Annotated in this window: 20 protein-coding genes; 16 read left to right on the top strand and 4 right to left on the bottom strand. The window is 70.8% G+C overall.

The window, feature by feature from the left end; translation table 11 throughout:
• Window positions 1-46 precede the first annotated feature (46 nt).
• On the bottom strand, window positions 47-1,198 hold the full coding sequence (locus AB8Z75_RS00665) for a cytochrome P450 (RefSeq protein WP_369199329.1): 1,152 nt from the start codon (window positions 1,196-1,198) through the stop codon (window positions 47-49).
• 849 nt (window positions 1,199-2,047) lie between these two features.
• On the opposite strand from AB8Z75_RS00665, the gene AB8Z75_RS00660 reads away from it, so the two are divergent.
• Window positions 2,048-2,584 (top strand): hypothetical protein, encoded by a 537-nt coding sequence (locus tag AB8Z75_RS00660; RefSeq protein WP_369199328.1) that lies wholly within the window; start codon window positions 2,048-2,050, stop codon window positions 2,582-2,584.
• 397 nt (window positions 2,585-2,981) lie between these two features.
• On the opposite strand, the gene AB8Z75_RS00655 is transcribed toward AB8Z75_RS00660, so the two are convergent.
• A complete protein-coding gene (locus AB8Z75_RS00655; RefSeq protein WP_369199327.1) occupies window positions 2,982-3,662 on the bottom strand; it encodes a TetR/AcrR family transcriptional regulator in 681 nt (226 codons plus the stop codon).
• Between the two features lie 110 nt (window positions 3,663-3,772).
• Here AB8Z75_RS00655 and AB8Z75_RS00650 point away from each other — a divergent pair, with 110 nt between their 5' ends.
• The 6 genes from AB8Z75_RS00650 (at window position 3,773) to AB8Z75_RS00625 (ending at window position 9,339) form a co-directional block, all read left to right on the top strand.
• Window positions 3,773-4,447, top strand: a complete 675-nt coding sequence (locus tag AB8Z75_RS00650; protein WP_369199326.1) for a peroxiredoxin-like family protein — start codon at window positions 3,773-3,775, stop codon at window positions 4,445-4,447.
• Window positions 4,448-4,715: 268 nt separating this feature from the next.
• Window positions 4,716-5,357 (top strand): glyoxalase, encoded by a 642-nt coding sequence (locus tag AB8Z75_RS00645; RefSeq protein ID WP_369199325.1) that lies wholly within the window; start codon window positions 4,716-4,718, stop codon window positions 5,355-5,357.
• A gap of 143 nt (window positions 5,358-5,500) precedes the next feature.
• Window positions 5,501-6,526, top strand: coding sequence for a P1 family peptidase (locus AB8Z75_RS00640; protein ID WP_369199324.1), 1,026 nt, complete (start codon window positions 5,501-5,503; stop codon window positions 6,524-6,526).
• 416 nt (window positions 6,527-6,942) lie between these two features.
• Window positions 6,943-7,089 carry a hypothetical protein gene (locus AB8Z75_RS00635; protein ID WP_369199323.1) on the top strand — a complete coding sequence of 49 codons (147 nt, stop codon included), beginning with the start codon at window positions 6,943-6,945 and terminating at the stop codon, window positions 7,087-7,089.
• A gap of 76 nt (window positions 7,090-7,165) precedes the next feature.
• The gene (locus AB8Z75_RS00630) at window positions 7,166-8,665 is read left to right on the top strand and encodes a sensor histidine kinase (RefSeq protein ID WP_369199322.1); all 1,500 of its coding nucleotides are present in this window, start codon (window positions 7,166-7,168) and stop codon (window positions 8,663-8,665) included.
• 20 nt (window positions 8,666-8,685) lie between these two features.
• On the top strand, window positions 8,686-9,339 hold the full coding sequence (locus tag AB8Z75_RS00625) for a response regulator (protein ID WP_369199321.1): 654 nt from the start codon (window positions 8,686-8,688) through the stop codon (window positions 9,337-9,339).
• Between the two features lie 43 nt (window positions 9,340-9,382).
• Here AB8Z75_RS00625 and AB8Z75_RS00620 read toward each other — a convergent pair whose 3' ends face one another.
• Window positions 9,383-9,907 carry a hypothetical protein gene (locus AB8Z75_RS00620; protein ID WP_369199320.1) on the bottom strand — a complete coding sequence of 175 codons (525 nt, stop codon included), beginning with the start codon at window positions 9,905-9,907 and terminating at the stop codon, window positions 9,383-9,385.
• A 504-nt stretch (window positions 9,908-10,411) separates the two neighbouring features.
• On the opposite strand from AB8Z75_RS00620, the gene AB8Z75_RS00615 reads away from it, so the two are divergent.
• Window positions 10,412-11,509, top strand: coding sequence for an ArsR/SmtB family transcription factor (locus AB8Z75_RS00615; protein WP_369199319.1), 1,098 nt, complete (start codon window positions 10,412-10,414; stop codon window positions 11,507-11,509).
• A 158-nt stretch (window positions 11,510-11,667) separates the two neighbouring features.
• Here the strand turns inward: AB8Z75_RS00615 and AB8Z75_RS00610 are convergent, their stop codons facing one another.
• Entirely contained in the window at window positions 11,668-13,347 is a 1,680-nt protein-coding gene (locus AB8Z75_RS00610) for a class I adenylate-forming enzyme family protein (RefSeq protein WP_369199318.1), read from the bottom strand.
• A 1,498-nt stretch (window positions 13,348-14,845) separates the two neighbouring features.
• On the opposite strand from AB8Z75_RS00610, the gene AB8Z75_RS00605 reads away from it, so the two are divergent.
• The 8 genes from AB8Z75_RS00605 (at window position 14,846) to AB8Z75_RS00570 (ending at window position 24,970) form a co-directional block, all read left to right on the top strand.
• The gene (locus AB8Z75_RS00605; protein WP_369199317.1) at window positions 14,846-16,207 is read left to right on the top strand and encodes a cytochrome P450; all 1,362 of its coding nucleotides are present in this window, start codon (window positions 14,846-14,848) and stop codon (window positions 16,205-16,207) included.
• Window positions 16,208-16,312: 105 nt separating this feature from the next.
• Complete coding sequence (locus AB8Z75_RS00600) at window positions 16,313-17,359, top strand: methyltransferase (RefSeq protein ID WP_369199316.1); 1,047 nt, start codon at window positions 16,313-16,315, stop codon at window positions 17,357-17,359.
• 215 nt (window positions 17,360-17,574) lie between these two features.
• On the top strand, window positions 17,575-19,284 hold the full coding sequence (locus AB8Z75_RS00595) for an NAD(P)/FAD-dependent oxidoreductase (protein WP_369199315.1): 1,710 nt from the start codon (window positions 17,575-17,577) through the stop codon (window positions 19,282-19,284).
• A gap of 114 nt (window positions 19,285-19,398) precedes the next feature.
• Window positions 19,399-20,493 (top strand): hypothetical protein, encoded by a 1,095-nt coding sequence (locus tag AB8Z75_RS00590; protein WP_369199314.1) that lies wholly within the window; start codon window positions 19,399-19,401, stop codon window positions 20,491-20,493.
• A complete protein-coding gene (locus AB8Z75_RS00585; RefSeq protein WP_369199313.1) occupies window positions 20,486-21,949 on the top strand; it encodes an acyl-CoA reductase in 1,464 nt (487 codons plus the stop codon). The genes AB8Z75_RS00590 and AB8Z75_RS00585 overlap by 8 nt, the downstream gene beginning before the upstream one ends.
• The gene (locus AB8Z75_RS00580) at window positions 21,946-23,196 is read left to right on the top strand and encodes a LeuA family protein (RefSeq protein WP_369199312.1); all 1,251 of its coding nucleotides are present in this window, start codon (window positions 21,946-21,948) and stop codon (window positions 23,194-23,196) included. Before AB8Z75_RS00585 ends, AB8Z75_RS00580 begins: the two co-directional genes overlap by 4 nt.
• Entirely contained in the window at window positions 23,193-24,467 is a 1,275-nt protein-coding gene (locus AB8Z75_RS00575; protein ID WP_369199311.1) for an aconitase/3-isopropylmalate dehydratase large subunit family protein, read from the top strand. The genes AB8Z75_RS00580 and AB8Z75_RS00575 overlap by 4 nt, the downstream gene beginning before the upstream one ends.
• Complete coding sequence (locus AB8Z75_RS00570) at window positions 24,464-24,970, top strand: hypothetical protein (protein ID WP_369199310.1); 507 nt, start codon at window positions 24,464-24,466, stop codon at window positions 24,968-24,970. Before AB8Z75_RS00575 ends, AB8Z75_RS00570 begins: the two co-directional genes overlap by 4 nt.

Raw genomic sequence — 24,970 nt, 5'->3', positions numbered from 1 at the left:
CTGGCTTGTTGGTGAAGACGCGTCGCATCGTCGCGGCCATGGCTGATCACCCCCTTCTCGTGTCGTGTGCGGGCGGGTGGTCCGGGGTGCGGTGCAGGATGAACGGTCGCGGCACGTTGCCCTCCGACATGGCGGCGCGTGTGTCACCGCCGGTGACAGCGAGGTAGGCGTGGTCGGTGAGGGCGGCCAGCGACTCGGTGAGCAGCGTGTGTGCCACCGCCGCGCCGGCGCAGCTGAAAGGCCCCATGCCGAAGGGGACGTACGGGCCGTGCTCGCTGTCGCCGGCCCAGCGTTCAGGCCGGAAGGTGTCAGGGGAATCCCAGTGGCGTTCGTCATGGTGCAGCAGGTATGGGCAGACGGAGAGCAGCTCACCGGGCGGGAAGACAGTGCCGCCGAGCTCCACGGCGCGCGGGAGGGTGCGTCCGAGCATCCAGGGCACCGGGCGGTGCCTCAGCGCCTCGCGCACGACATGATCGATCGGCCAGGGCCACGGGGCGGGCCTGGTGTGGTGCAGGCAGGCCAGCAGCACGGCCCATGCCAGCGCGGCGCTGACGGGTGCCATGATCGCCCGGAACATCATCAGGTGCAGGTCGGCCACTTTCCGGTCGGACATCTCCGCTTCCGGGCACACCGCGAGCACCGCGTCCAGCATGTCACGCGGTTCGCCGGCAGTCTGCCTGCGGCGGCGATGTGCCTCCTCGGCGACGGCGGTCACCAGCCGGGCCCGCACCAGCTCCGCACGGGCCCGCTGCCACACATGCGGCGGGCGCACCGCCACGCCCCCGTGGGCGGCCTGCCGCATCAGCTCACGGCTGCCGCCCGGTGTGCCGGGGTGCAGCAGCACGTCCGCCAGGCAGCGGTAGACCAGCCGCGTGCCGGCGTCCGGCCACCGGCTGCCCGGCGGCAGAGTGGCCACCGCCTCAGGCAACGCGGCACGGTAGCGCGGCAGGCCGGCTCGCAGCAGGCCGCGCACCGCGCGGCCGAGCTCCACCTGCGCACCGCGGGCGGGCAGCAGCTCGCCGAAGAAGACCGACCCACCCGTGTGGTACTCCGGATCCCGCAGCAATGTCTGCGCCAGCCCGCTGTCGCGGACACACCAGCCACCCCAGGGAAGCCGCATCACCTCCGCCGTGCTGTCGCGGCTCAACTCCTCGATGCAGGCGAGGGGGTCCCGCCGCAAGCGGGTCCTGTATCCCATCCTCATCCCCCCACCTCCGGAGGCGCTACGCACACACCCCACTCGCGACGCCTGTGCATCGCTCCCACTGCACCGCCGAAGGGTTCCGCACAGCCGCCGCACCAAGTCCGGTGATCGTCTTCAGGCATAACGACAGTCCCTTGCAGCAGAAGTCCGTGTACCGCGAGCGCAACCGGAGCGCCCCGAGAGGAGCGAACCGCTCCCGGGTGGGGCCCCGCTGACGCCTCTCGCTCAGCCCCATGGCCGACTGCACTCACGTTGGTAATTCCACACGGTTGTTGAGCTATGCCCGCATTGCCCCGATGGTGTAAGCGCACGCCGGTACCCCGACCTGCCGCATACCGCCCCCATGACACGAGGTCGCGCCTGCGGCTACGCCCGGCGCACGCCGCCTTCCTCGGCAGCGCCGTCTCCGTCGGGCGCAGGGTCGGACGGCGCCCAGCGGGCCGGATCGGAGACGGGTGCTGAGGAGGGCCGCGTCGCCTGCCGTCGGCAGAAGTTGCTGCCGTTCGGCGCCCCGGCCCGAAATGCCTCTCGAACAGGGGTGCTCGCCTGAGTGATCGCCGCCGTTCACAGGGCACATGGGGCGGCCTCGCCCCGAGCATGTGCTCCGGCCGGGACACATCCGGCCAGACAGAGGCCGTGGAGGTGAGTGCGCTGCGACAGAAGACCGACAACCAGCAAGCACGGTGCCGTCCCCGGCCGGTGCTCCATGAGCCGGCAAACGGTCACCTGGGGAAATTCGGGAGTTTGCCGACGAGGGGGGACGCAGACCCTAGAGTGAACGCGGCACCCCACAGCAACGGAATGACGTGGTCGCGTACCGCGGCCCGCACGCGGAGGAATCCTGTGTCATCGTCCTACGACCCCCAGTTCGCTCCCGCCGGCGACGTGGGTGCGGCGCTCATGATGGTCGACTCCCGCCTCAAGAGCATCCACGAAGGAAAGGACGCGAACGACCCGGAACAGAAAGCGCTCGTCGAACAGTTGACGGCGTCGCTGGGCCGCAAGGGGGCCAGGGACCTGCTGGATGGCGCGTGCACGCTCATCTACATGTTCATGAGGTGGCTGCGGGAGGCCCACGAGGACCACGACAAGGACGTCATCGAGTACGTGGTGCCCAACCTCGTGGCCACGATGCGCATGATGCCCAAGAGCGTACGCCCCGAGGCCATCCCCACCATGGCCGGCCTCGTCATCGCAGCGGGCACCGGCCTGAGCCCCAACCTGTGGCGCAAGCAATACGGAGAGTGGACGCCGGAGGAGATGAACCCCCTGGAAGTCACCACCTTTCTCCTCGCGGAACACATCAACCGCATCACCGACGACCCGGACTTCGCCACCCGCATGATCGCCGAAGCCCTGTCCGCCGTGGACGAGGAGTGACGGCATACCGCACTTCGCGGCCCCGCGGTCTTCGCGGCCCCGCGGTCTTCGCGACCCCGCGGTCTTCGCGAGAGCACCACCGGGCTGGACCGCCCGGTGGGCTCCACGTCCGCGCGGACGGACCAGCACTCGGCCGGCGCTGGAGGAAGGGGCCCAGAGGAAGGGGCCCAGAGGAAAGGCCCCGCATGAACGGCCCCGCATGAACGGCCTCGCATGAACGGCCTCGCTCCGGGCCGGACATGCTCCCGTTCCGGTTGGACGCGGGTTCACGGTGAGCGCTGTTCTCAAGTCCGGGCTCACGCCGACGGCCGAGGAGACCACCGGCCGCCCGGCGCGTACGTTCGCACAGCGGGCCGGGAACGCGGCGCTTCGTCGCTCCGCGAGACGCTACGGGGCCTCACCGCTCAGCAGCCGCCTGGTCCGCGCGCGCATCCCGGTCGGTGGTGAGCGACTCGATACGGTCAAGGACCGTATCGAGAGCCGCCCGCATGGGAGCGGTGTCCCGGCGCAACTGGGAGAGCAGGATGCCGCCTTGAAGGGCGGACAGGAGCGCCAGCGCCAGCTCTTTGGGATCGGCGCCGGGACGCAGCTCCCCGCGTTCGTGCATGGTGGTGAGCCCGGTGCGCAGGGCCATCTCCCAACGGGCGAACCCCGCAGCCAGCTGCGCGCGTGCGGAGCCGCCGGTTTCGGCCAGTTCGCCTGCGAGAGAGCCGAGCGGGCAGCCGCCCTCGCAGTCGTGCGCGCGCTGCAACTCCACGACGTGGTCGCGCCATGCGCGCAGGGCTGCCATCGATTCCAGCCGCCCGAGAACGGGCTGCTGGGCCTCCAGGACGAGGTCGGTGGCGTGCCCGATGACAGCCCGTACGAGCGCGGGTTTGTCCTCGAAGTAATGGTAGATCTGCGACGCGCTCACACCCGCTGCCGCGCGTACGTCGTCGGTACGCGTACCGGCCACGCTCGTCTCGGTCATCAGCCGTGCGGCAGCGTCGACAATACGGGCACGGGTGGCCTGCCCCTTCCGGGTGAGCCGCGCGGGCGGGCGGCTCAGGGCAGCTGAGTCATCGTCGCGGGCGTTCATGGCACAACGGTAGCGGGGAGCGGCTGCGGGGCACCGAACTCACCGCGCGCGATTGACACTTCGCTCCGTACGACCCCAGACTGGAATCACCACTCCAGAAAGGGCGAGCCATGACCGGCCGGACCTACGCAGAGCAGGTGTCCGAGTTCCACGCACGTGCGGGCGAGCGGATCCCCGAGGAGCAACGTCCTGCCTACGCCGTTCTCCGCGCCGAACAGGAACGACTCGACGCCGAAGGCGTACCGGCCGGTGCCGCGAAGCCCGGCACGCCGTTGCCCGACGGCGCGCTCATCGACCCGGCGGGCGCGCCCACCACACTGGCCGCGGCGTGCGGCGGCCGACCCGCCGTACTGGTGCTCTACCGCGGCGCCTGGTGTCCGTACTGCAACCTGGCGCTCCGCACGTACCAGCGGGAACTTCTCCCCGAGCTCACCTCACGCGGGATGGAGCTGATCGCCGTCAGCCCCCAGCGGCCGGACGGATCCCTGACCACCCAGGAGGTCAACGAACTCAGCTTCACGGTCCTGTCCGACCCCGGTAACCAGATCGGACGTGCGCTGGGAGTCATGAACACCTGGTCCCAGCAGGCCCGGCAGGCCGTGACCGCTGTCGTCACGGAGGTCTCGGCGGCCAACGGCGACGGTACCGACGACGTCCCCATGCCCACTGTCGTCCTGGTCGACGCACGCGGTGTCATCCGCTGGCTCGACGTCCACCCGGACTATTCACGCCGCACCGAGCCCGCCGACATCATCGAGGCGCTCAAGGTGCTGGACCGAGGGTGAGCCGGAGGCGGCCGGCAGCGGACAACCGCGTCGCCTGCGGGGTTCCCGGCCTCCGCGCCGCCGGCCTCCGCGCCACCGGCCTCCCGCAGGGGTGCGACGGCGCGCTCGCGGTACGCGGCGGACGTGCGCTGCCGGCCGGTCCCGCCCCGAATGGCGGCGGGCGTGAGCGGCGGCCCCGACGTGCGGGGTGAGCGGCGGCGAGGCAGGCGACGAGACCGGTCAGGAATCGAGAAGCCTCCGGTCGCCGGGAGAACCTAGCGTGAGGGCCATGACAACCACCGCATCCCCCGTGTCCCTCACATCCGTCACCCTCGAGGTGGACGACACCGAGGCCGCCCGGCGCTTCTACACCGCTTTCGGTGTGGAACCCCACGTGCGCCTGCGGGAGTCCGAGACGTCCTCCGCCGGCTTCCGCGGTTTCACGCTGGCTCTCACGGTGTCCCAGCCGGCCACTGTCCAACGGTTCTTGGGCGCCGCCGCGGACGCCGGTGCCACGGTGGTCAAACCCGCCGCGAAGTCGCTGTGGGGCTACGGTGGCGTCGTCCAGGCCCCTGACGGGACGCTCTGGAAGGTGGCGACCTCGGCGAAGAAGGACACCGGCCCTGCCACCCGCGAGATCGACGACATGGTCCTCCTGCTCGGCGTCGAGGACGTGAAGGCCAGCAGACAGTTCTACGTGAGCCGGGGCCTCACCGTGGCGCGGAGCTTCGGAGGCAAGTACGCCGAGTTCGCCTCCGACGAGGCCGGCCCCGTCAAGCTGGCGCTGTACAAGCGCCGCGGGCTGGCCAAGGACCTCGGCGTCGCCGCCGACGGCACCGGGTCCCACCGCATCGTGCTCAGCGGCACCGCCGGCCCCTTCACCGACCCGGACGGGTTCCGTTGGGAGGCCGCCGCCGCGTCGCTCACATGAGGGGCGGCACAGCGCCCGGGCCGGACAGCCCCCGGGCCGCACAGCCCCCGGGCGGCACAGCCCCCGGGCCGCGCAGCGCCCGGGCGGCATAGAGTGCGGGCCGCCGTGCGGACGGCCCGCACGGTCGGGCGAAGGGCGGACAGATGGAGGGCCAGAAGCGACGCGGACGGGCGCTGCGGCTGCGGGAGACCGGGCGGGCGGTGGGGCGGATGGCGCCGGGAGTGCTCAACTCGATCACCGACGTGCCCGGTCTGCTCGTGGGGCAGACCACGCTGGAGGACGACGAGCGGGGCGTGTACTCGGGGGTGACAGCGCTGGTGCCGGAGGCGCTGGAGGAAGTGCCCGCGGTCCCCGCCGGTTTCCACATGGTCAACGGCTATGGGAAGTTCGTCGGCGCGACCCAGCTGATGGAGCTGACGGAGCTGGAGACGCCGGTACTGCTCACCTCCACGCTGTCGGCGTTCCGCGCGGCGGACGCGCTGGTCGGCTGGGTGCTGGAGCGGGCCACCGCTCCTGTCACCTCACTCAATCCGGTCGTGGGAGAGATCAACGACTCCTGGCTTTCGGCGGAGCGGCGGCCGGTGACCGAAGCACACGTACGGGCGGCACTGGACGGGGCCGACGAGGGGCCGGTGCCGATGGGCAACGTCGGGGGCGGTACCGGGGCCTGCGCGTTGGGTTTCAAGGCGGGCATCGGCTCGGCGTCCCGGAAGGTGCCGCTGTCCGGCGGACCGGCGACCGCGGGGGTACTCGTGCTGGCCAACATGGACGGGGACCTGCGGGTGGCGGGGCGGACCGTACGGCCCGAAGAACTGGGGCTGGAGCGGGCCGGACACACCTCACCGCGCGGATCCTGCGTGGTCGTCGTGGCGCTGGACGTGCCCTGCACAGGACGCCAGTTGGAACGGGTCGCGGCGCGGGGAGTACTGGCGCTGGGCCGGGTCGGCGCCGCGTTCAGCCATGGCAGCGGCGACTACGGACTGGCGTTCTCCACCCGGGTCACCGAGGCCCCGGTGCCACTCTCACCCGCCGATCTGAACCTGGTGTTCACGGCGGTTCTCGACGGTGTGGAGGAGGCCGTGGTCGACGCGCTGCTGGCGGCGCGGACCGTGCGGACACCCGCCGGGCGCACCGCTCACGCTCTGCCGCACGAGGTACTGCGCGACTGATGCCGTCCGAGGGGAACCAACCCCGCGGCGAACAGCGCCGCGCGGCCCACACGGCGGGCGAGCACCCGGCCGCGTGCCCGTTCACGACGTGGGCGCGCGTACGGGCCGGGACGCGAACGGTGTGTCGTCCAGGCCTGCGAGAGGACGGCCCGGCGAAGTGGCTCGTCGAAGCGGTCCCGCGCCGCACTCTGCGACCCGGCGTCGAACAAGAGACGCGGCAGGGCAAGGCCGCGCTGGAGACCGGCACCCGAGGAGAACTGCCGGCCTTCCTGCCTGCCGTGCAGCGGCCGTTCGTCGACGGGCCATCGCCGGTGCGCCGATCGGACCAGGAGTGTGGCCGGTCGGCCGAAGCGGTGCGGCGCGTCGAGTGCCTAGCGTCTTGCTGACCAGATCACCACGCGACGAGGAGCAGGTTGATGGTGCGGCAAGTGAGGACCGGAGCCCGGGCAGGGGGCACGGCCGCGGCCGGGACGTCCGGTGGCGGGGTCGCCCGGCTGCCGGCTGCCTGCCGGATGGACGTGGCCGCGCTGCGGGCGGAGCCGCGTCTGGGGCTGGGCTCGTGACCGCCGGGGGCGGCTGCGGCGCGATCATCGCTGCGGATACGGTGCGTTGCGACAGGGCCACGGTGGCGGAGCAGGGATGATGACGAGCCAGGTGCACGAAGAAGCCAAGCCACCGCGTCCTTCGGCGGGGCTGAGGCACAGACTGAGCGAGGCGCCGCGGTGGGTGCGCAGGGAGGGGGCCGAGAGTTGGGCCGCGGTGCGCGCCACTCCACGCCGTACGGTCGTCGTCGAGGGGCTGCTCAGTGTCCTGGCGGCGGTGTGGGGCCTGGTTCCGCTGTCGCTGGCGCCTCCCGAACGGCCGGTGTGGGCGGTGCTGGAGGCGTTGTGGTCCGGGTTGCTCGTCCTTGCTCGGCGCGGCCGGCCGTCCGCCGCGATCCTGGGGGTCTCCCTGCTCGTCGTGGGCAACAACGTGTGGACTCTGGCGACGGCGCCGCTGATCGTCCTGTCCGCCGCCCGTCGTATCGCACGGCCGCGTCGGGTGTGGCAGGCCGCCGGGGTGGCCTGCGCCGTCGTCGGTGCGTTGACCGTCGCCGCACACGCGGTACGGCCCGCGACCCTGCTGCCGAGCCTGGGCCAGAACGCCGTCTCCGCGGCGCTGCTCTTGCTGATGCCCGCTCTGGCCGGGGTTCTGCTGGGCCGGCGCCGCCCCCTGGTCAGCCTGCTGCGGGAGCGCAACGCCTACCTGGAGCAGGCGCGTGCGTCGACCGCCGCGGCGGCCCGGATGGAGGAACGGAACCGGATCGCGGGAGAGATGCACGACCTCCTCGGCCACCGGCTGAGCCTGATATCGGTGCACGCCGGGGCCCTCGAACTCGCTGTCACGCGGCAGGCGCCCGCCCTCGCCGAAAGGGTCGAACTGCTGCGCACGACCAGTGGGACGGCCCTGGAGGAGCTGCGCGAGATCCTCGGTGTGCTGCGCCATGGGGACATGGCGGACGTGACGGATACGGCCGAGGACGAGAAGGGCACACGTGCGGACATCACCGCGCTGGTGCAGGAATCCCGACGGACCGGCAGCACCGTCGAGCTGGACTGGTCCGTCCCCGATACGGCCGAGATCGGTCTCCGTACGCGGCAGGCGGTGCACCGGGTCGTCCGCGAAGGGCTGACGAACGTGCTCAAACACGCCTCCGGCGCCTCCACGCAGGTGGTGGTGCGGGCCACGGGCCAGGGTGTCGAGGTCTTCGTGACCAACGGCGCACCGCAGATGGAGCGCCGCTCCCAGGGCGGCAACCGGAGCGGGCTGGCCGGCTGCCAGGAGCGGATCACTCTGCTCGGTGGCACCTTCGAGGCAGGCGCCCTGGCCGGCGGCGGTTTCCGCGTGGCTGCTCGGCTGCCCGCGCACGGGGGCGGCCCCCCGGAGTCCGCCGTGGCTGCCGAGAGTTGCGCTGGGCCCCTTGCGGACAGGGCGGCTTCCCGGAGCGGCGCGGCCTCAGCGAAGGGGGCGCACGCTCCGTTGCCGGACGAGATCCTGACCTGGCCGCGCATCCTGGGGTCGGGCTGCTTGACACTGCTCGTGGTCCTGCCGACGGTCGTCTTCCTGGTCGTACTGCTGGTCGGCTCGGCCCTGAGGTGACGCTGCCCTAGGATGAACCGATGATCCGCATCCTGATCGCCGACGACGAGGCGCTGATGCGCGCGGGGATTCGGCTCATCCTGGAAGACGCGGAGGACTTCGAGGTGGTCGCGGAGGCGGGCGACGGCCGGGAGGCCGCCGCCGCATGCCGCACACATGATGTCGATGTGGCTCTGCTCGACATCCAGATGCCGACCGGCGACGGCATCGCCGCCGCCGGGGAGATCGCCCGTCTCTCCCCCCGCACCTGTGTCGTGATGCTGACGGCGTTCGGCGAGGAGGCGAAGGTGACGCGGGCTCTGCGGGCCGGGGCAAGCGGTTTCCTCCTCAAGGACACGGGCCCGGCCGAGCTGATCAGTGCGGTGCGGCGGGCCGCCACGGGTGAACCGGTGCTGGCGCCCCGGATCACCCGGCAGTTGCTGGACCGGCACGTGCGGTCGGGTCGGCACACCGACGAGGCCCTCCGCAGGATCAAGGAACTGACCCCCGCGGAACAGGACGTCCTGCGCCTGCTCGGCCTGGGCTTGTCCAACACCGAGATCGCCGACGAGCTCCACCTGAGCGCCGGAACGGTCAAGGCTCACATCAGTCGGATCCTGTCCCGCACCGGCTGCGCCAACCGCGTACAGGCCGCCGTGCTCGCGCACGACGCGGAGCTGCTCTCCGACCGTTGAGCCGGAGCGCCCCGCCCCCGTGCCGCCCGCCGCGACCGGCACTCTACGGTTTCAGCGTCTCGCACAGGTTCTCGTACGGGCCCTCCAGAGTCAGCAGCTCACGGTGGGTCTCGCCGGCGCTCTTGGTGAGCCGGACGGACATGAACCCACGCGAGATGAGCCACTTGTTGTGCGCGGGCCGGTCGCTGGTGTGCAGGCCGACGCCCCAGTCGCCGCCGCTGAGGACGTAGGTGTCGGTGCGGCCGGGCTCCGGGTACGAAAGGGACCCGGTGCCGGACAGGTCACGACGTACGGTTTTCCCCGTGTCCGTGTTCGTCACGTCCATGATCAAGGGGCCGCTGATGACGGCGTAGACGGGATCGCCCGCATCGTTCGTCCAGGTCTTCTGCACCATGTCGACGACGGGGAATTCGGCGTGCGTGGGAAACGCACACACCTCGCCGCGCGGGTAGTCGATCTCGGGCTGGCCCGGATGGGAGATGACGGGACCGTGCCAGCCGCCCGAGCGGGGCGCCGGGCCGTTCGCCGCGGCTGTCCTCACCTCAGCGAGGTCCGCCCCGCTGGGCACGCTCCTTCCTTCCTCCGCCTGTGGCACGCTCCTTCCTTCCTCGGCCTGTGCGCTCCCCGAGGAGACCTGAGCCCTCCCGGGAGACGCCTGGGCGCCGGCCGAGGCGCACAGCAGGGCCGAGACCGCGCAAACGGCCACGGTCACGACACCTGACCTCCTGCCGCCCGCCGCCCCGGCTCTGCGCCTCGGTTGCGTTCCCGTGGCTGCCGCATCCCTCGTCCTGGTCGCCCGCATCCGCGTGCTCCTCCCTCTCGCCCGGCCCCGGCTCCTCGTGGCGTCGTTCCGGCTGCTGGCCTGCCGGCCTGCCGGCCATCGTGCACGCCCCCGTCCCCGACCGGTGGACGATTCGGTCCTGCCCGAAGCGACGACGGAACTCGGGCCGCTCCGCGTACGCACGTCACCGCCCGCCCCCACGACGGCGCACCGCACGGTGACGGAAGGACACGCTCCGGGGAAACATGGGCTCGGCAACTGTGCGGAAGACGACGAGCGAACAGGTCTGGCATGCGTATCCACTTCACCGTCCGCGACCTGGCCCGCGTCCGTGTGGCCGAGGCACCCAGCCCGCTGGCCACGACGACGTTCAGCGCGTTCCGCCTCCGGTACGGCCGCCGCGGCAGCCCGGCACTCGACATGTGGCGCCGCACCACGCAGGCCGCCCGGCGCGCCGCGTCGGAGGCCACCGCACCGCCCGGCGCGCCACCGCTGGACAGGCTCGTGGCCACCGCGCCCTCGCAGCCCGTCCCCCGGCTGCTGCGCCCCCACGTGGCTTTACCCACGCTCGACGAGGAGATCGAGCGGTTACTGTCCACACCGCGGAGCGAGCTGCGCGCGGACTGGGGGTACGTCGCCGCGCACCGCCCCCTGCCGCGCTGGGCCCGCGCCCTGTTGGAGGGGGACGTGGTCGCGCTGCGGTGGCTCGCCGACGGGGTGAGAGCCCAGCACAGCGCGGCCGTGGCCCCCTACTGGCACGGGCTGCACACCGCCCTCCGCGCGGACCAGACCGAGCGCGTGCGCCAGTGGCAGGAGAGCGGTGTCGAGGGGGTGCTGGCCACTTTGCATCCCCGGATGCGCTGGCGTGCTCCGGTACTGGAACTGCCCGATGTGGCCGGCCCCGACTACCGCCTCGGAGGCCGTGGTCTGCTGCTCGCTCCGGCCGCCTTCACCAGCTACGTCCCCTGCGATCCCGGCGATCCGCAGCCCACACTCCACTACGAGGTCCTCCCCCACCCCGGTACCGCGGCGACGGGCGACCCGTACGGGGCGCTGGCCGCGCTGCTCGGGCACAGCCGCGCCGCGGTCCTGGAAGTCGTCGCCGAGGGCGTCTCCACCAGTCGGCTGGCGCGGCGCGCCGGGCTTTCACCGGCGTCCGCCAGCGAGCACGTGGGCGTACTGCGCCGTGCCGGGCTCGTCACGACCCGCCGTACCGGCCGCACCGCCCACCACTCCCCGACGCCCCTGGGCGCCCAACTTCTGCTGCACGCCTCGTCACACGGCGCGGAGCACGGCGCGGAGCACGGCACAGAACGTGGCGCCGACCGTGGCACAGACCGTGGCGCCGACGAGAGCTGTACGGGCGAGCGCCTCCCCCACAGTGGCTGACCCGCGCGCGAGCCGGGACCCTTACCGGACTCCCGTCGGATGGACGCGGACCGGCCTCGGACTCACCTCTCGTGGTGCCGGCCTGTCCACCGCCGACGTCCGCTCCTGGGGTCGCCCGTCGGCGCCCCGCAACACGGCCGGACCGGAAGGGGAGCGGCTCACGCGCTGCTCGGCCGCACCCGCTCGAGCAAACCGGCGGACGCGTCCTCAGCCGCCTGGGCACGCACCTGGTAGTGCACCTTCTTGCCCGTCGCGGTCAGCGGCAGCGCGTCGGTGAAGCGGTAGGCGCGCGGCCTCTTGTAGGCGGCGAGCATCGGATCAGCGCGGCAGTGCTTGTCGAGGTCCGCGACGGTCACCTCCGGATCGTGCCGCACCACGTACGCGGTGACGAGCTGCCCCCACTCGGGGTCGGGGGCGCCCACCACCGCCGAGTCGGCGACACCCGGGTGCCGGCTCAGCACCTCCTCCACCTGCACCGGGTGCACGTTCTCCCCGCCGGAGAGGATCATGTCGTCGCGACGGCCCATCAGGGTCACGTACTCCTCCTCGTCCCAGGTGGCGAGGTCACCGATGTAGAGCCACCCGTCGCGGAAGTTCTCCGCCTCCTCGTCCGGCCGGGCGGTGTAGGCGTACGCGGACTTCACGGACCGCACGATCACCTCACCGACCTCCTGCCCGTCCTTCGCCGCCAGGTCGTCGGGCGCCGCCCTGCGGTCCTCGTACACCTTCACCACGGCGACGTCGTCGTCCGTGCAGGCCCGACCGGCGCTGCCCGCGTGTTCCGGCAGATCCGCGGGGCGCAGGAAAGTGTTCCAGAACGCCTCGGTAGTGCCGTAGCCGTTGAAGATCCGCGGGGTGAGCGTCGACTGGTGGCGCAGGCAGGCCGCGCGGTCCAGCGGCGCGCCCATGGTGACGATGCCGCGCAGTGTCGACAGATCGCGAGGGCGTCGTTCCTGCGCGTCGGCGAGACGTTCCAGGTTGGTCGGTGCGCCGATGAGGAAGGTCAGTCCCCGCTCCTCGACCAGGTCCAGCACGGTGTCGGCGTCGAAGTGGCGGAGCGGCACCACTTCGCCGCCCACGTAGAACACCGGGTTGGGCCCGCCCGAGTAGAGCCCTCCACGGTGGAACCACGGCGACATGTTGAGCGTGCGGTCCTGCGGCGTCAGCGGGAAGTGCATGATCACGTCATGGGCGGAGAGCACTTCGGTGGCGTTGTTGAGCGGTACGCCCTTGGGGAGCCCGGTGGTTCCCGAGGTGTAGAGCCGGGTGGTCTCCGCGTAGATGCCGCCCGACGGCTCCGGCAGCGGCGGATGCCCGGTACCGCGAGCGGCCAGTTGCCCGAACGGCACCGAGTCCGGCAGCGGCCGGTCCTTCTCCTCGCCCGAGTCGACATGGACCACCAGGGCGGGGCGGTGCCCGGCCAGCGCCAACGCCTGCCCAGCGCCCTCGGCCACCGCCGTGTCGTAGACGAAGACGGCCGGCCTGCCGGTATCCAGCACATGAGCGGTCTCCCCGGGCGCCAGCCGGAAGTTCACCGGCGAGCCGACCGCGCCGATGCGCTGGGCCGCCAGGTACAGGAGCGCGAACCCCGGCCCGTTGAAGAGCTGGTATGCGATCAGGTCACCGGCGCGGACCCCGGCCGCGGCGAGGCCGGCGGCGACCCGCTCCACCTCCTCGCCCAGTTGTGCGTACGTCCACGAGCGCCCGGTGGCCGGGTCGGAGAGCGCCGGGGAGTGGGCGTAGCGGTGTGTGTTGCGGCTGAACCCCGCCCAGTAGGTGAATTGCTGCTCGAACACGGCGCGGAACGCGCCTGGATCGTAGGCGGGCGTGCTGTTCATGTACGGACCTCCTTGCCTGAGGGCGCGTTCTTGCTTGAGGCGATTTCTTGGTTGAGGGGCGTTCTTGGTTGAGGGGCGTTCTTGGTTGAGGGGGCGTTCGGTTGTCCCGCAGGGCGGCGGCTGTCCCGCAGGGCGAGGACTGTCCGGCTGGGCGAGAGCTGTCCCCGCAGGACGGCGGTTGTCGGTCCCGCTCGGGACGGCGGCGCGGAGCCGGGTGTGCACGGGCAGCCGATGGCCGAGGCGAGGAGGGCGCCGGACAACGCGGTGCGCTACTCCCCTGCGCCTGCGATCCGCTGGCGCGGGCCGCGCCACCGCCTGGTGGTCCTGCCCGCGCCGGCACCGGTGGTCCTGCCCGCGCCGGCGCTCCGGACCCGGCCCGCCGTGTCCGAGACGCGACGGCGAAAGGCGCCGGGACGGTACCGCAGGCGGGCCCGGGCAGCGCGCCGCCGAGGCCCGGGCCGGAACGACTGACAGGGCGCGGTCGCGCCGGACGGAGGAGCGGTGGCCGGGCTGGTTTACGGCCGTCGGTGTCGTTCGGCGCCCGGGACGCCGCGTACGCGCCGACGCGGACGGTCGAGTACGCGGTCGGCGCCGGGCCGGATGGCGCGGGGGCTGGTCGGCGTGCGCGGGCTGCGACATCCGATGACGCCTGGAACAGATCGGACGGCTGTCATGGCGCGGGGACCCGACGAGGAGCCCCACTGGTCGTGGCAGTAGCCGAGGTGCGCTCGTGTGCCGCTGGCGGCGACGCACGGGGAAAAGCGTCCGGATGACGGGCCCGCCGGGGTCCGCGCCCTGAGGCCCGGACACAGCAGCGGTTGCTCAGTCACACACGCTTTATATCACTGGCATATGCATCTAGGTGGCGGGACCCCGCCGGCGGGCCGACACGAGGAACAGACGCGAACCCCATCGGGCACTTCATGGAACCGGGCCCGGGCCTACCGTGGCGCGAGCTCGTGGCGGCCGGGCAGATTCCCTCCAGGTGGACAGAGCTGCCAACCGGCGCCGGGGCAGCAGGCCGGCAAAGCCCGGACAATGATTGGCCACTCCTTGGACACACTCGTGAAATCATCCGAGTGAACGAGGCGGCAGGCCTGAACTCATCCGTTGCTGTCTCATTATCGACACCGGGCGTGGAGCCGGACGAGCCGCCGATGCGGTCTGCCCAGCTCCGAAGACGGCAGACCATTCGTGGCCGCTTGGTGAGCGGTAAATGAAATCCCAACTGGAAGATCAGGTTACGGTAATCGAGGGTTGCCGACCTCGCACGCCTTTAGTAGGGTCACCATTCTGGGGTCCCACCCGATGGGTGACGAGGACCCGCCTCTTCTGCTGTGCGAGTACACACATGTCGAAAAGAAGAACTTACTGAGGTGGCGGCGGTAACGCGTGGCGAACACGCGAACCGCGCCCATTACTTCCGACAGGCATATACTCTTCCGTGCGCTCTGCCTATACAAAGCAGTGACCAGCGCACGTGTCCACGGCGCCGCCCATGCCGCGCCGTTCCGAAACTCCCGCGCAGAACGGGAGTGGAAAAGACCCGAAAAGCGCTCTGCCGATAATTCCGGAACAGAGTGTGAGAACGTATCGAAGCTCCGTACCGTTGAGGGAACCGGGGGCCATGTTACACGCGCTGCCTGATCCTCCTGATCTACTGTCCGAAGAATTCCGGCGCTCTCCCTATCCGACTTTCGAAACCCTCCGCAGGCACTATCCGCTCTTTTATGACGCGCGGCTGGACGCATGGGTCATCAGTAGGTACGAGGATGTGACGCGCGCCTTCCGGGACGCGGATGTCTTCTCCAGCCGGAGTTGGGACGACCAACTGCGGCCCCTCGTCCGTCACAGCCTCATGGCAATGGACGGTGAAGAACACACCCGTCACCGCCGGCTCATCTCACCGGCGTTCCACCGCAAGCGATTGACCGAGCGGATGTCCTCCGCCATCGAGGCGTCCGCGCGGCAACTCGTCCGGGCAATCGCCGCCGACGGTTCGGCCGACTTCGCGGAGCACTTCTCCCGGCGGCTCCCCGTCAAGGTCATCATGCGGCTGCTGGGAGTGTCCGAGGACAACGAGGACTTCCGCAGGTGGTACCGGGCCATCGTGGACTACAGCGGCAACTTCGACCAGAATCCGGAGGTGGCCCGCGCCGGGCTCGCAGCAGGCGAGGAACTGGCGGGGTTCCTCGACGAGCAGATCCGACGACGCCGCGCCGACCCCGGCGACGATCTCATCTCCTTGCTGTGCACAAGCGAGGTCGACGGGGCGCGGATGGCAGACGACATGATCAAGAGTTTCGGTCTCGTCCTTCTCGCGGCCGGCGGTGAGACGACGGAGAAGGCGCTCAACCTGACCGTCTGCCATCTGCTCGCGAACCGCCTCGGCGCGGCGGTGGCGGCCGAGGAACGGCTGATGGACCAAGCCCTCGCCGAGACCCTGCGGCTCACCCCTCCCGTGCAGGTCATCACACGCGAGACGCGCGAGCCAGTCACGCTGTCCGGTGGGAGTCTGCCCGCGGGAGCCCTGGTTTTTCTGCTTGTCGGCGCCGCCAACCGCGATCCCTCGCGATTCGGCTCTCCTGACACCTTCGACGTGTACCGCCGCGACTCCGAGGCGGACCGGGCGTTCGCGGGCGCGGCCCAGCACCTGGCGTTCGGTTCCGGACGGCATTTCTGCGTCGGTTCCTCCCTGGCCCACATGGAGATCACCACCGCTCTTCGGGTGCTGTTCGACACCCTGCCCGACCTCCGGTTCTCTCCCGGGTTCGCCCCTCAGGACGTCGGCTTCGTCACTCGCGGCCCGCGGCAGGTCCTCATCGATTTCACCCCCGTGCCCGCCCACGCCACCCGCTGAGAATCCCTCGGTTCCCGGCCGCCGTCCGCATCAGTGGTCCGACGGCCGTCGGCCGGCAGCTGGCCCACGAGTTCCGACCCGTCACAAGACGAGGAGCAGTCCGCCATGACAGAAGCCGCCCCTTCGCCCGTGCCGCTTTTCGAGCTTTCGACCGGGTACTGGGCGTCCAAAACCCTGGCGACCGCCTACGAACTGCGGCTGTTCGCTCGCCTGTCCGGCACGCCCGGGATGACCTGCCGGGAGGTGGCCGAGCACTGGGAGATCGACGAGCGCCCGGCTCGTATGCTGCTGACCGGGTGCGCCTCACTCGGCCTGCTGGAGAAGACGGGCGACCGATACCGCAACAGTCCGCTGTCCGAGGCGTATCTGGTTCCCGGGAAGCCGCACCACTTCGGCGGGCTCATCACCATGCTCGACCAGCGTCTGTACGCGGCCTGGGGCCGGCTGACCGAGGCCGTGCGCGCCAATCAGCCGGTCACCTGGGACAGCGATCGCGTAAGGTCCCTTTTCGAGAGCCAGGACCCCGTGGTGACCGACACGTTCTGGGAGTCCATGCACACCCTGTCCTCCTTCACCGGGGAGGCTCTGTCCACCGCGGTCGACCTCGGAGGAGCCAGACGCCTGCTCGATGTCGGCGGCGGGTCGGGCGCGCTCGCCATGGCCCTGTGCCGGCACTGGCCCGGCATGAAGGCGACCGTCTACGACCTGCCGTCGGTGACGGGAATCGCCACGAGACACATCGAGGCCGCGGGGATGACCGGAAGGGTCCGCACCGTCGACGGCGACTTCTTCGCCGACGCCTCGCTTCCCGAAGGCCATGACGTGCACACCTTCAGCAACGTTCTGCACGACTGGCGGGAGGCGGACGCCGCGCTGCTGCTCAAGAAGTCGTTCGACGCGCTCGCGCCGGGCGGCCTGTTGGTCATCGCCGGCTACTTCGTCAACGAGGAGCAGACCGGGCCTCCCCTCGCGGCGCTGATGGGGCTCGCTCAACTCATCGAAACGGAGGGCCGCGCCTACACGGCCTCCGAATACGCCGGCTGGGCAGCCGAAGCCGGCTTCGTCGATCCGCGGACGGTCTCGCTGCAGTCGGTCGGTGCGAACGGTGTGCTGACTGCCCGCAAACCAGCAGCCGAGCACCGCGACGCGTAGCGGCCCCGATCCTCTGCCCACAGGTCTCTCCCCCCCCAAGACGCAGCGGCAGCACCTTCCGTACGCGCTGGTGCCGCCGGCCGGTCCGAGCGGTACGGCACGACGCGTCCGCCCCGGCGCGGCCGGCTCTCGCACCTCGTCGTGTGGCGTGAGTGGCCGCGAAGACGTGCACACCCCGGAATGACGACTCACCCGAGCGAAAGGCTCCAGGTCACGTGACTGAGGAACAACGCCTTGGCCGTAGCGCGGCGACGACGGAACTCACCGCCGATGTCGTCGTTCTCGGCGGCGGCCTGGCCGGACTCACCTGTGCGCTCCAGATCCTCCGCGCACGGCCCCGCACCGAGGTCGTGATCGTCGAACGCGCGGTCTTCCCCCTCCCCGAAGCCGCGCACAAGGTGGGTGAGTCGACGGTGGAGGCCTCGGCTCACTACTTCGAGACCGTGCTGGGGCTGAGGGACCACCTCAAAACCGCGCAGCTGCGCAAGGAGGGCCTGCGGTTCTTCGGCCCGCACGAGGGCAACGAAGACATCGTGCCGCGGCTCGAGGTCGGGTTCTCCCACACGTTGCCCACGTGGACCTACCAGCTCGACCGAGGCCGTTTCGAGAACGAACTCGCGGACCGCGTGCGCGCGTCGGGAGCCACCCTGCTCCAGGGCACACACATCGAGGACGTCGAGCTCGGTGCGGAGAAGCACCGGGTCGTCCTGCGGGACTCCCCGTACCGCGGCGTTTCCGGCCGGTGGCTGGTCGACGCCACGGGCCGACGTGGTCTCCTCAAGCAGAAGCTGGGGTTGCGGGAGGCCGTCGATCACGACGTCAACGCCGTGTGGTTCCGCATCGGCAAGAGGATCGACCTCGAGGACTTCTCGGGTGCCGACCCGGCGTGCACGGATCCGGCGGTCAGGAAGTCCTGGTCGGACCGTGTCGAGGGCAACCGCTGGCAGAGCACCAATCACCTGATGGGGCCGGGCTACTGGACGTGGCTGATACCGCTGGCCTCCGGGTCCACGAGCGTGGGCATCGTGGCGGACGAAGACCTCGTCCCCTTCCGCACCCTCAACAGGTTCGAACGGGCCCTGGCATGGCTGCACGAGAACGAGCCGGAGGTGGCGCGGGAGGTGGCCCGGTCGCGCGACCTCCTGCAGGACTTCCACGTGTTACGGCACTTCGCACACGGTTGCACACAGGTCTTCTCCGCGGACCGCTGGTGTCTGACCGGGGAGGCCGGCGTGTTCCTCGACCCGCTGTACTCGCCGGGCAGCGACTTCATCGCCTCGGCCAACTCGTACATCACCGACCTGGTCGTGCGGGAGCTGGACGGCGAGGACGTCGGCCGGCGGGCGAAGAGTTACGACCAGGCCTATCTGGGCTCCTTCAGAGGGGCTCTGCCCACCTGGCAGCAGCAGTACGCCCTGATGGGCAACGCGCAGGTGTGGGCGGCGAAGGTCGTGTGGGACACGCTGGCGTACTTCGGGGTGAACAGTCTGCTGTTCACCAGCGGTGCCAGTCTCGACCTGACGTTCATGGAGTCCCTGGGAGAGCCCTGGCAGCGGCACCGACAAGTGGCCGACCGGATTCAGCGCTTCTTCCGCGAGTGGGCCGAGGTGGACGAGGGGGTCGTGGACGCCATGTCGTTCATCGACCTGAGCGCGCCGCTCTACCACCGGCTCAACGTGGCCATACTGGCGACCGACGCCCCTGACGCGCTGCGGGAACGCTTCCACGAGCACTTCCGTGCGCTGGAGCGGGTTGCCGTCGAACTCATGCGAGGGGCCGCCCTGCGGCAGGGGGTCGACCTGCGCGCGCGGGACATCGACCCGCTCACCTTCGACCTCGGGTCGGAACTGGGGAAGGTTCCCTGCGACGTGCGCGCCGAGAAGCGTACGACGCGCCTGGTGGGCGTGGAGCTCGCCGAAGAGTGACCGAGGGACGTCCCGCGCGAGGGGGCCGAAGACCGGGCCGGAAGCGCCGCGCGCGGGTCCCGATACGACGCACCGACGGTCCGTCACCGGACAACCCGGGGGAACACTGTGCCAGTGCATTGCGCATCGAAGCGTGTCGCCTATCGCGACACTTTCGTCGACGAGCTGTACCAGGACATCGGACGCCTCATCACCGGAGACTCCGTGGACGCCCGCCAGGTGGAATCCCGCCTCCGGCTGCTCGCGCGAGAGAACTCCGCGGTGACCGCCGCCTACTGGGACCGCCACGAAGCGGGCGTGGGGATCCCGGACGGCGCGTACAAGTCGAGTCCGCCCTATCTCTTCCCCGACCAGGAACCCGAGCGGACCTTCGTGACCAGCAACACCACGGGCACCGGTACGGGCCGGGTGGCCTACAGCCCGCGCGGCATGGAGCTCATGGACCTGTCCATCGTGACGAACGCGGATCGGCACGTCATGCACGGTCTGGACGAACCGGCCGTGATCCGGCTGGTCCCGTCCGAGCGGGCGGCCCCGAGCATGATCATGGCTCATGGCATGGAAGTGATCGCCCGCCGGTTCGGAAACCCGCGGCTCAACTCCTCCGTGCTGGGAGGATCCGGGGTGGACCACCACGCCTTGCGTGCTCTCCTCGGCCGCTCGGTGGCGGAGGAACGCCCCGTGGTGCTCATCGGTGCGACCTCGGTCTTCGTCAACCTCTGCCAGTCGTTGCGGGAAGGGGGAGAGTCCTGGCGGCTTCCCTCCGGTTCGCGCCTGGTGGACGCCGGCGGCCACAAACGGAACCGAGGGGTGAGCGTCGGCGAGACACGCGCCATGGCCGCGGAGGTGTTCGGCATCGGGCCGCGCGGGCACCGCAACCTGTTCGGCATGACGGAGCTGGCCAGCCAGCTGTACGACGGGGAGGACACGGCGGTCGGCCCCTTGGGCGAGCGGCCCAAAGCGTCCGAGACGTTCGTGCGGGCACAGGTGCGTGCGCCGGATGACCTCAGAGTCCTCGAACGCGGCGCCGGGCTGCTGGAAGTGGTCGATCTGTGCGTGCTGGACCGGCCCTGCACGCTGCTCACGGGTGACTGGGGCCTCGCGGGCCCGGCCGGAACGGCGGTGACGGGCCGAGTGACCAAGGCACGCCAACGGGGCTGCTCACTGGCTCTCGACCAGGTCACCACGGAGCGGGGCGGCCATGTCTGAGCCGAGCTGTGTGGCGTGGCTACCGCCGTGGGCCGACCACGGAGGGCTGGAGCGTGCTGCCGTCGGCGGCGACGGCGTGGGCGGGCGGTACTACGGTCTGAGGCCCGCGCCGGGACAGTGGCAGCACCTGGGAGAGGGGCTGCGCGCGGCCCACGAGTCGCTGCGCGCGATGCCGGTCGCCCGGATCGTCGAGGCCCTCGACGAGACGTGCTCGCGGTGGGCGGACCATGGCTTCGCCCACCGGGTCCGGGCTCGGGCGGACATCGTCACCGCGACCGGGTTCTCAGCACAGGCGGTGGACCGCGGCCTCGATGTCGAGCTGTCCAACTACCGCGCGGAGACGCTGTACCGCGTCCTGCGCCGCGAACTCGGCGATCCCGGAGTTCTGGACGGCTTCAGGGAAGACACCGAACTCGGCGGCCACACCCTGGCGCTGGGACCGCGGGTGACCATGGCGGTGTGCAGCGGAAACGTTCCCGGGCTGCCGGCGCTGTCCCTCGTGCGCGCCCTGCTGGTCAAGTCGGCGGTGATCCTCAAGGTCGCCAGCGGCGAGCCCACCTTCGCCGTGCACTTCCTGCGCTCCCTCGCGGAAGTGGACCCCGCTGTGGCCGACGCCGTGGTCGTCACCTACTGGCCGAGTGAGGACCAGGCCGCGCTGCGGAGCGCGATGGAGCAGGCAGACGCCGTGATCGCCTACGGCAGCGACGACGCGTGCGCGGCCGTACGCGCCCACCTGCAACCGCACCAGCGCTACGTCGAGCACGGCCACAAGGTCTCGGTGGGCGTGCTCACCCGGGACTACCTCGCCGACGTCGGGCTGCGCGAGGTGGCCCGACGCGTCGCCGAGGACGCGTCCACCTTCAATCAGCACGCCTGCGTCGCCCCCCAGGCATACCTTGTCGAAGACGGCGACCCGGGTCCGCAGGACGTCGCTGAGGCGCTCGCGAGTGCCATGGCCGAGTACGCGGCGGAGGTCCCTCTGGGCCTGCTGCCCTCGACGGACGCCGCGGCACTGCAGCTGCGCCGGGCGAACATGGCATGGGCCGCGGCGAGCAGCCCCGAAGGCGGCTTCTGGCGCTCCCCCGGTCTCGACTGGACAGTCACCCTCGCACCCGACCTGCGCTCCGTCCAGGGCGCGGGAAACCGGACGGTCGGGGTGGTGCCGGTCCACGACGTGCGGCACATCCTGAGCGAGCTGCGACCGCTCGCCGCCCGGTTGCAGAACATCGGACTCGGCGCGACCGCAGAGCGGTTCTGGACGTTGGCGTCCGCACTCGGGCGGCTCGGCGCCAGCCGGATCAGTGAACCCGGGCAGATGGCAGGGCCCAGCGTCGTCTGGAGACATGACGGCATGCCCTGCCTGTCCCTGCTGCTGCGCTGGTGCGACATCGAGATGCACCAGGAAGCGCGGCACCGCGCGAAGACCCCAGCGAAGGATGATGTGACGCAAGCATGACAGAAACCACACTCAAGGCGAAAGAGCTCCATCCGCACCTGCCGGCTTCTGTGGAGGTCATCGACTGCACTCTGCGCGACGGCGAACAGGCACCGGGTGTCTGGTTCACCACGGAAGAGAAGCTGCAGCTGGCCACCGCTCTGTCGGACGCGGGCGTCTCGGCGCTCGACGCGGGCTTCCCCGCCTCGTCCGGCAGCGAGCTGGAAGCCCTGCAGGCCATGCACGAGCTCAACCTCAGCGCGTCCATCGCGGCGACGGCCCGCCCACTGGCGCAGGACGTCGCCGCCGCGGCGAAATCCCACGCGGACGAAGTGTTCCTGTTCATGCCGACCAGCGACCTGCGGCTGAAGGAGACCCTCGGTATCACCCGCGGCCAGGCCACGACCGTCTTCCGGTCCGGAGCGGAGGCCGCCACGGCGCACGGCCTGGCCGTCAACCTGGTCTTCGAGGACGCGACGCGCTCCGACCCGCGGGCCCTGGTCGACACGGCCGTCGAGCTCCGCCGGCACGTCCCGCTGCGCCGTCTGGTGCTGGCCGACACCACCGGGTGCGCCCATCCGGCCGTGATGCACCAAATGATCCGCGACCTCGCCGACGCCCTCGGCCCCGAGACGACGCTGTGCACGCACAACCACAACGACTTCGGTCTGGCTGCGGCGAACACCCTCGCGGCGGTCGGCGCCGGGGCGAAGGCGATCACCTGCACGGTCAACGGGCTCGGCGAACGCGCCGGCAACGCCGATCTGGCCGAGTGCGTGGCCGGTCTGACCCACCTGTACGGAGTCGAGCACGGCGTCGATCCGTTGGCGCTGCCCTCGCTGTCCGCCGCGGTGGAACGGGCGAGCGGCGTCGCCACGAGCCCCATCAAGCCGGTGACCGGGTACAACGTCTTCCGGCACGAGTCAGGCGTGCACGTCGACGCGATGCTCAAGGACAGCCGCAGCTACGAGTTCCTGCCGGCCGCCTGGGCGGGACGCAGCAGCGAGTTCGTCCTCGGCAAACACAGTGGCACGGCACTCGTGCGCCACATTCTCGCCTCCGTGGGCGTGCCGTGCGACGACGATCTGGTGGCGCGCGCCCTCGACCACGTCAGGGAAGCGGTCGAGCAGCGGGACAAGGCCACGCACCGGCAAGCCCACGCCGACCTCCAGGCGATGTACCGCACGCTGCTGTCGGGGTACGACTCGGCGGCACTGATCGAGCGATACCGCGGCCCTCGGTCGTCCGGCGGGCAGGTGGGGCGGTGAAGGCGAGCGGGCGCACCATCAGCGACAAGATCATCGACGCGCACACCGTCGACCCCGACGACACCGGGTTGTACCGCGAGGTACGCGTGGACGCGCTCCTCGGCCACGACGCGACCATCGCGCTCCTGGTGGACGAGTTCGAGCGGCGCGGCCTCGAGATCTGGGACCGCGACCGGGTCATCTTCACCAACGACCACTTCTCCCCACCGGCGACCATCGAGCGCGCCGACATCTCCAACAAGTTCCTGCGCTTCGCCCGGAAGCGGGCCGTCACCCACCTCATGCTCGACCGCGGGATCTGCCATCAGTTGCTCGTGGAGAACCCGCTGTGCACGCCCGGCAGCCTGATCGTCGGAGCCGACAGCCACACGGTCATGGCCGGCGGTCTGGGTGCGTGTGCGACGGGTATGGGCTCCACCGACATCCTCTACGCCCTTGCCACCGGGACGACGTGGATGCAGCGGCCCGCCACCGTACGCGTCAGGTTCCACGGCTCGCTCGGCAGGTACTGCAACGGCCGGGACGTCGTCCTGGAGCTGCTGCGCCTGCTGGGTGAGCGGGGCGCGCGGTACCGTTCCCTGGAATTCCACGACCTCGCGGACCGTGCCCTGAGCCAGGACGACCGTTTCGCGATCTCCAACATGGCGGTGGAGCTCGGCGCGAAGTTCGGCGTCTTCGTACCGGACGACGTGACGGCCGCCTACTGCGCCGAACGTGACGGCCACCGGCCCGCCCTGGTCACGCCGGACCCCGACGCACCGTACGAGCGGACCGTGGACATCGATCTGTCCGCGCTGGCCCCGCGGATCGCCAAGCCGTGGTCGCCAGGGAACGTGGTGTCTGTCCAGGACCTCGAACCGAGGCCCGTGTCGGTCGCCTTTCTGGGGTCCTGCTCCAGCGGCCGTCTCACCGACATCCGGGACGCGGCAGAGGAAGTCGAGGGCAAAACCGTGCACCCCGATGTCAGATTCGTCGTCATACCCGCCTCGGTGCACGTCTTCCAAGAGGCGCTGCTGGCCGGCTACGTGACCACGCTGACGAACGCGGGCGCTGTCTTCAACCATTCGAGCTGCGGGCCGTGCGGAGGCATCGACAAGGGAGTTCTCGGCGCCGACGACGTGTGCGTCTCCACCTCGAACCGCAATTTCCGCGGCCGCATGGGCCACTGGGAGTCCCGCACCTACCTGGCAAGTGCCCGCACCGTGGCACGCGCGGCGCTCGCCGGACACATCGGCCCCGATCTGTACGAGGCGGGGAGCTGGGGATCATGACCACGATCACAGGCCGGGTATGGCTGTTCGGCGACGACCTCAACACCGATGTCATCCACCCTCCGCAGTTCTTCAGCCTCGACGAGGAGAAGGTGAAGAGCGGACTGTTCCACGGCCTCGACCCCGGCATCCAGCCCAGCCTTCGCCCGGGAGACGTGCTCGTGGGCGGGCACAACTTCGGCTGCGGCTCCAGCCGCGAGACGTCGGTCAGAGCGCTCAAGCTGAACGGGATCGGTGCCATCATCGCGATCGACTTCGCGCGGATCTTCTTCCGCAACTGTACGAACAACGGCATACCCTGCCTCACCCCGTCCCGCGCGCAGGACCTGGACGTGCTGCGCGCCGGGCACGTGGTGGAAGTCGACCCCGGGCGAGCGCGGATGACGACCGAGACCGGGGAGGAGATCCCTCTCGATCCGCCGGGGCAGTTCGTCCAGCGCATCTGGCAGGCGGGCGGTCTGCTCTCTCTGCTGCCGGACCCCCGGCCCGAGAGGGGTGTGTGA

It is taken from the genome of Streptomyces sp. PU-14G (assembly GCF_041028275.1).
Classification (GTDB): domain Bacteria; phylum Actinomycetota; class Actinomycetes; order Streptomycetales; family Streptomycetaceae; genus Streptomyces.
This window is presented reverse-complemented; position numbering and strand designations above follow the sequence as displayed.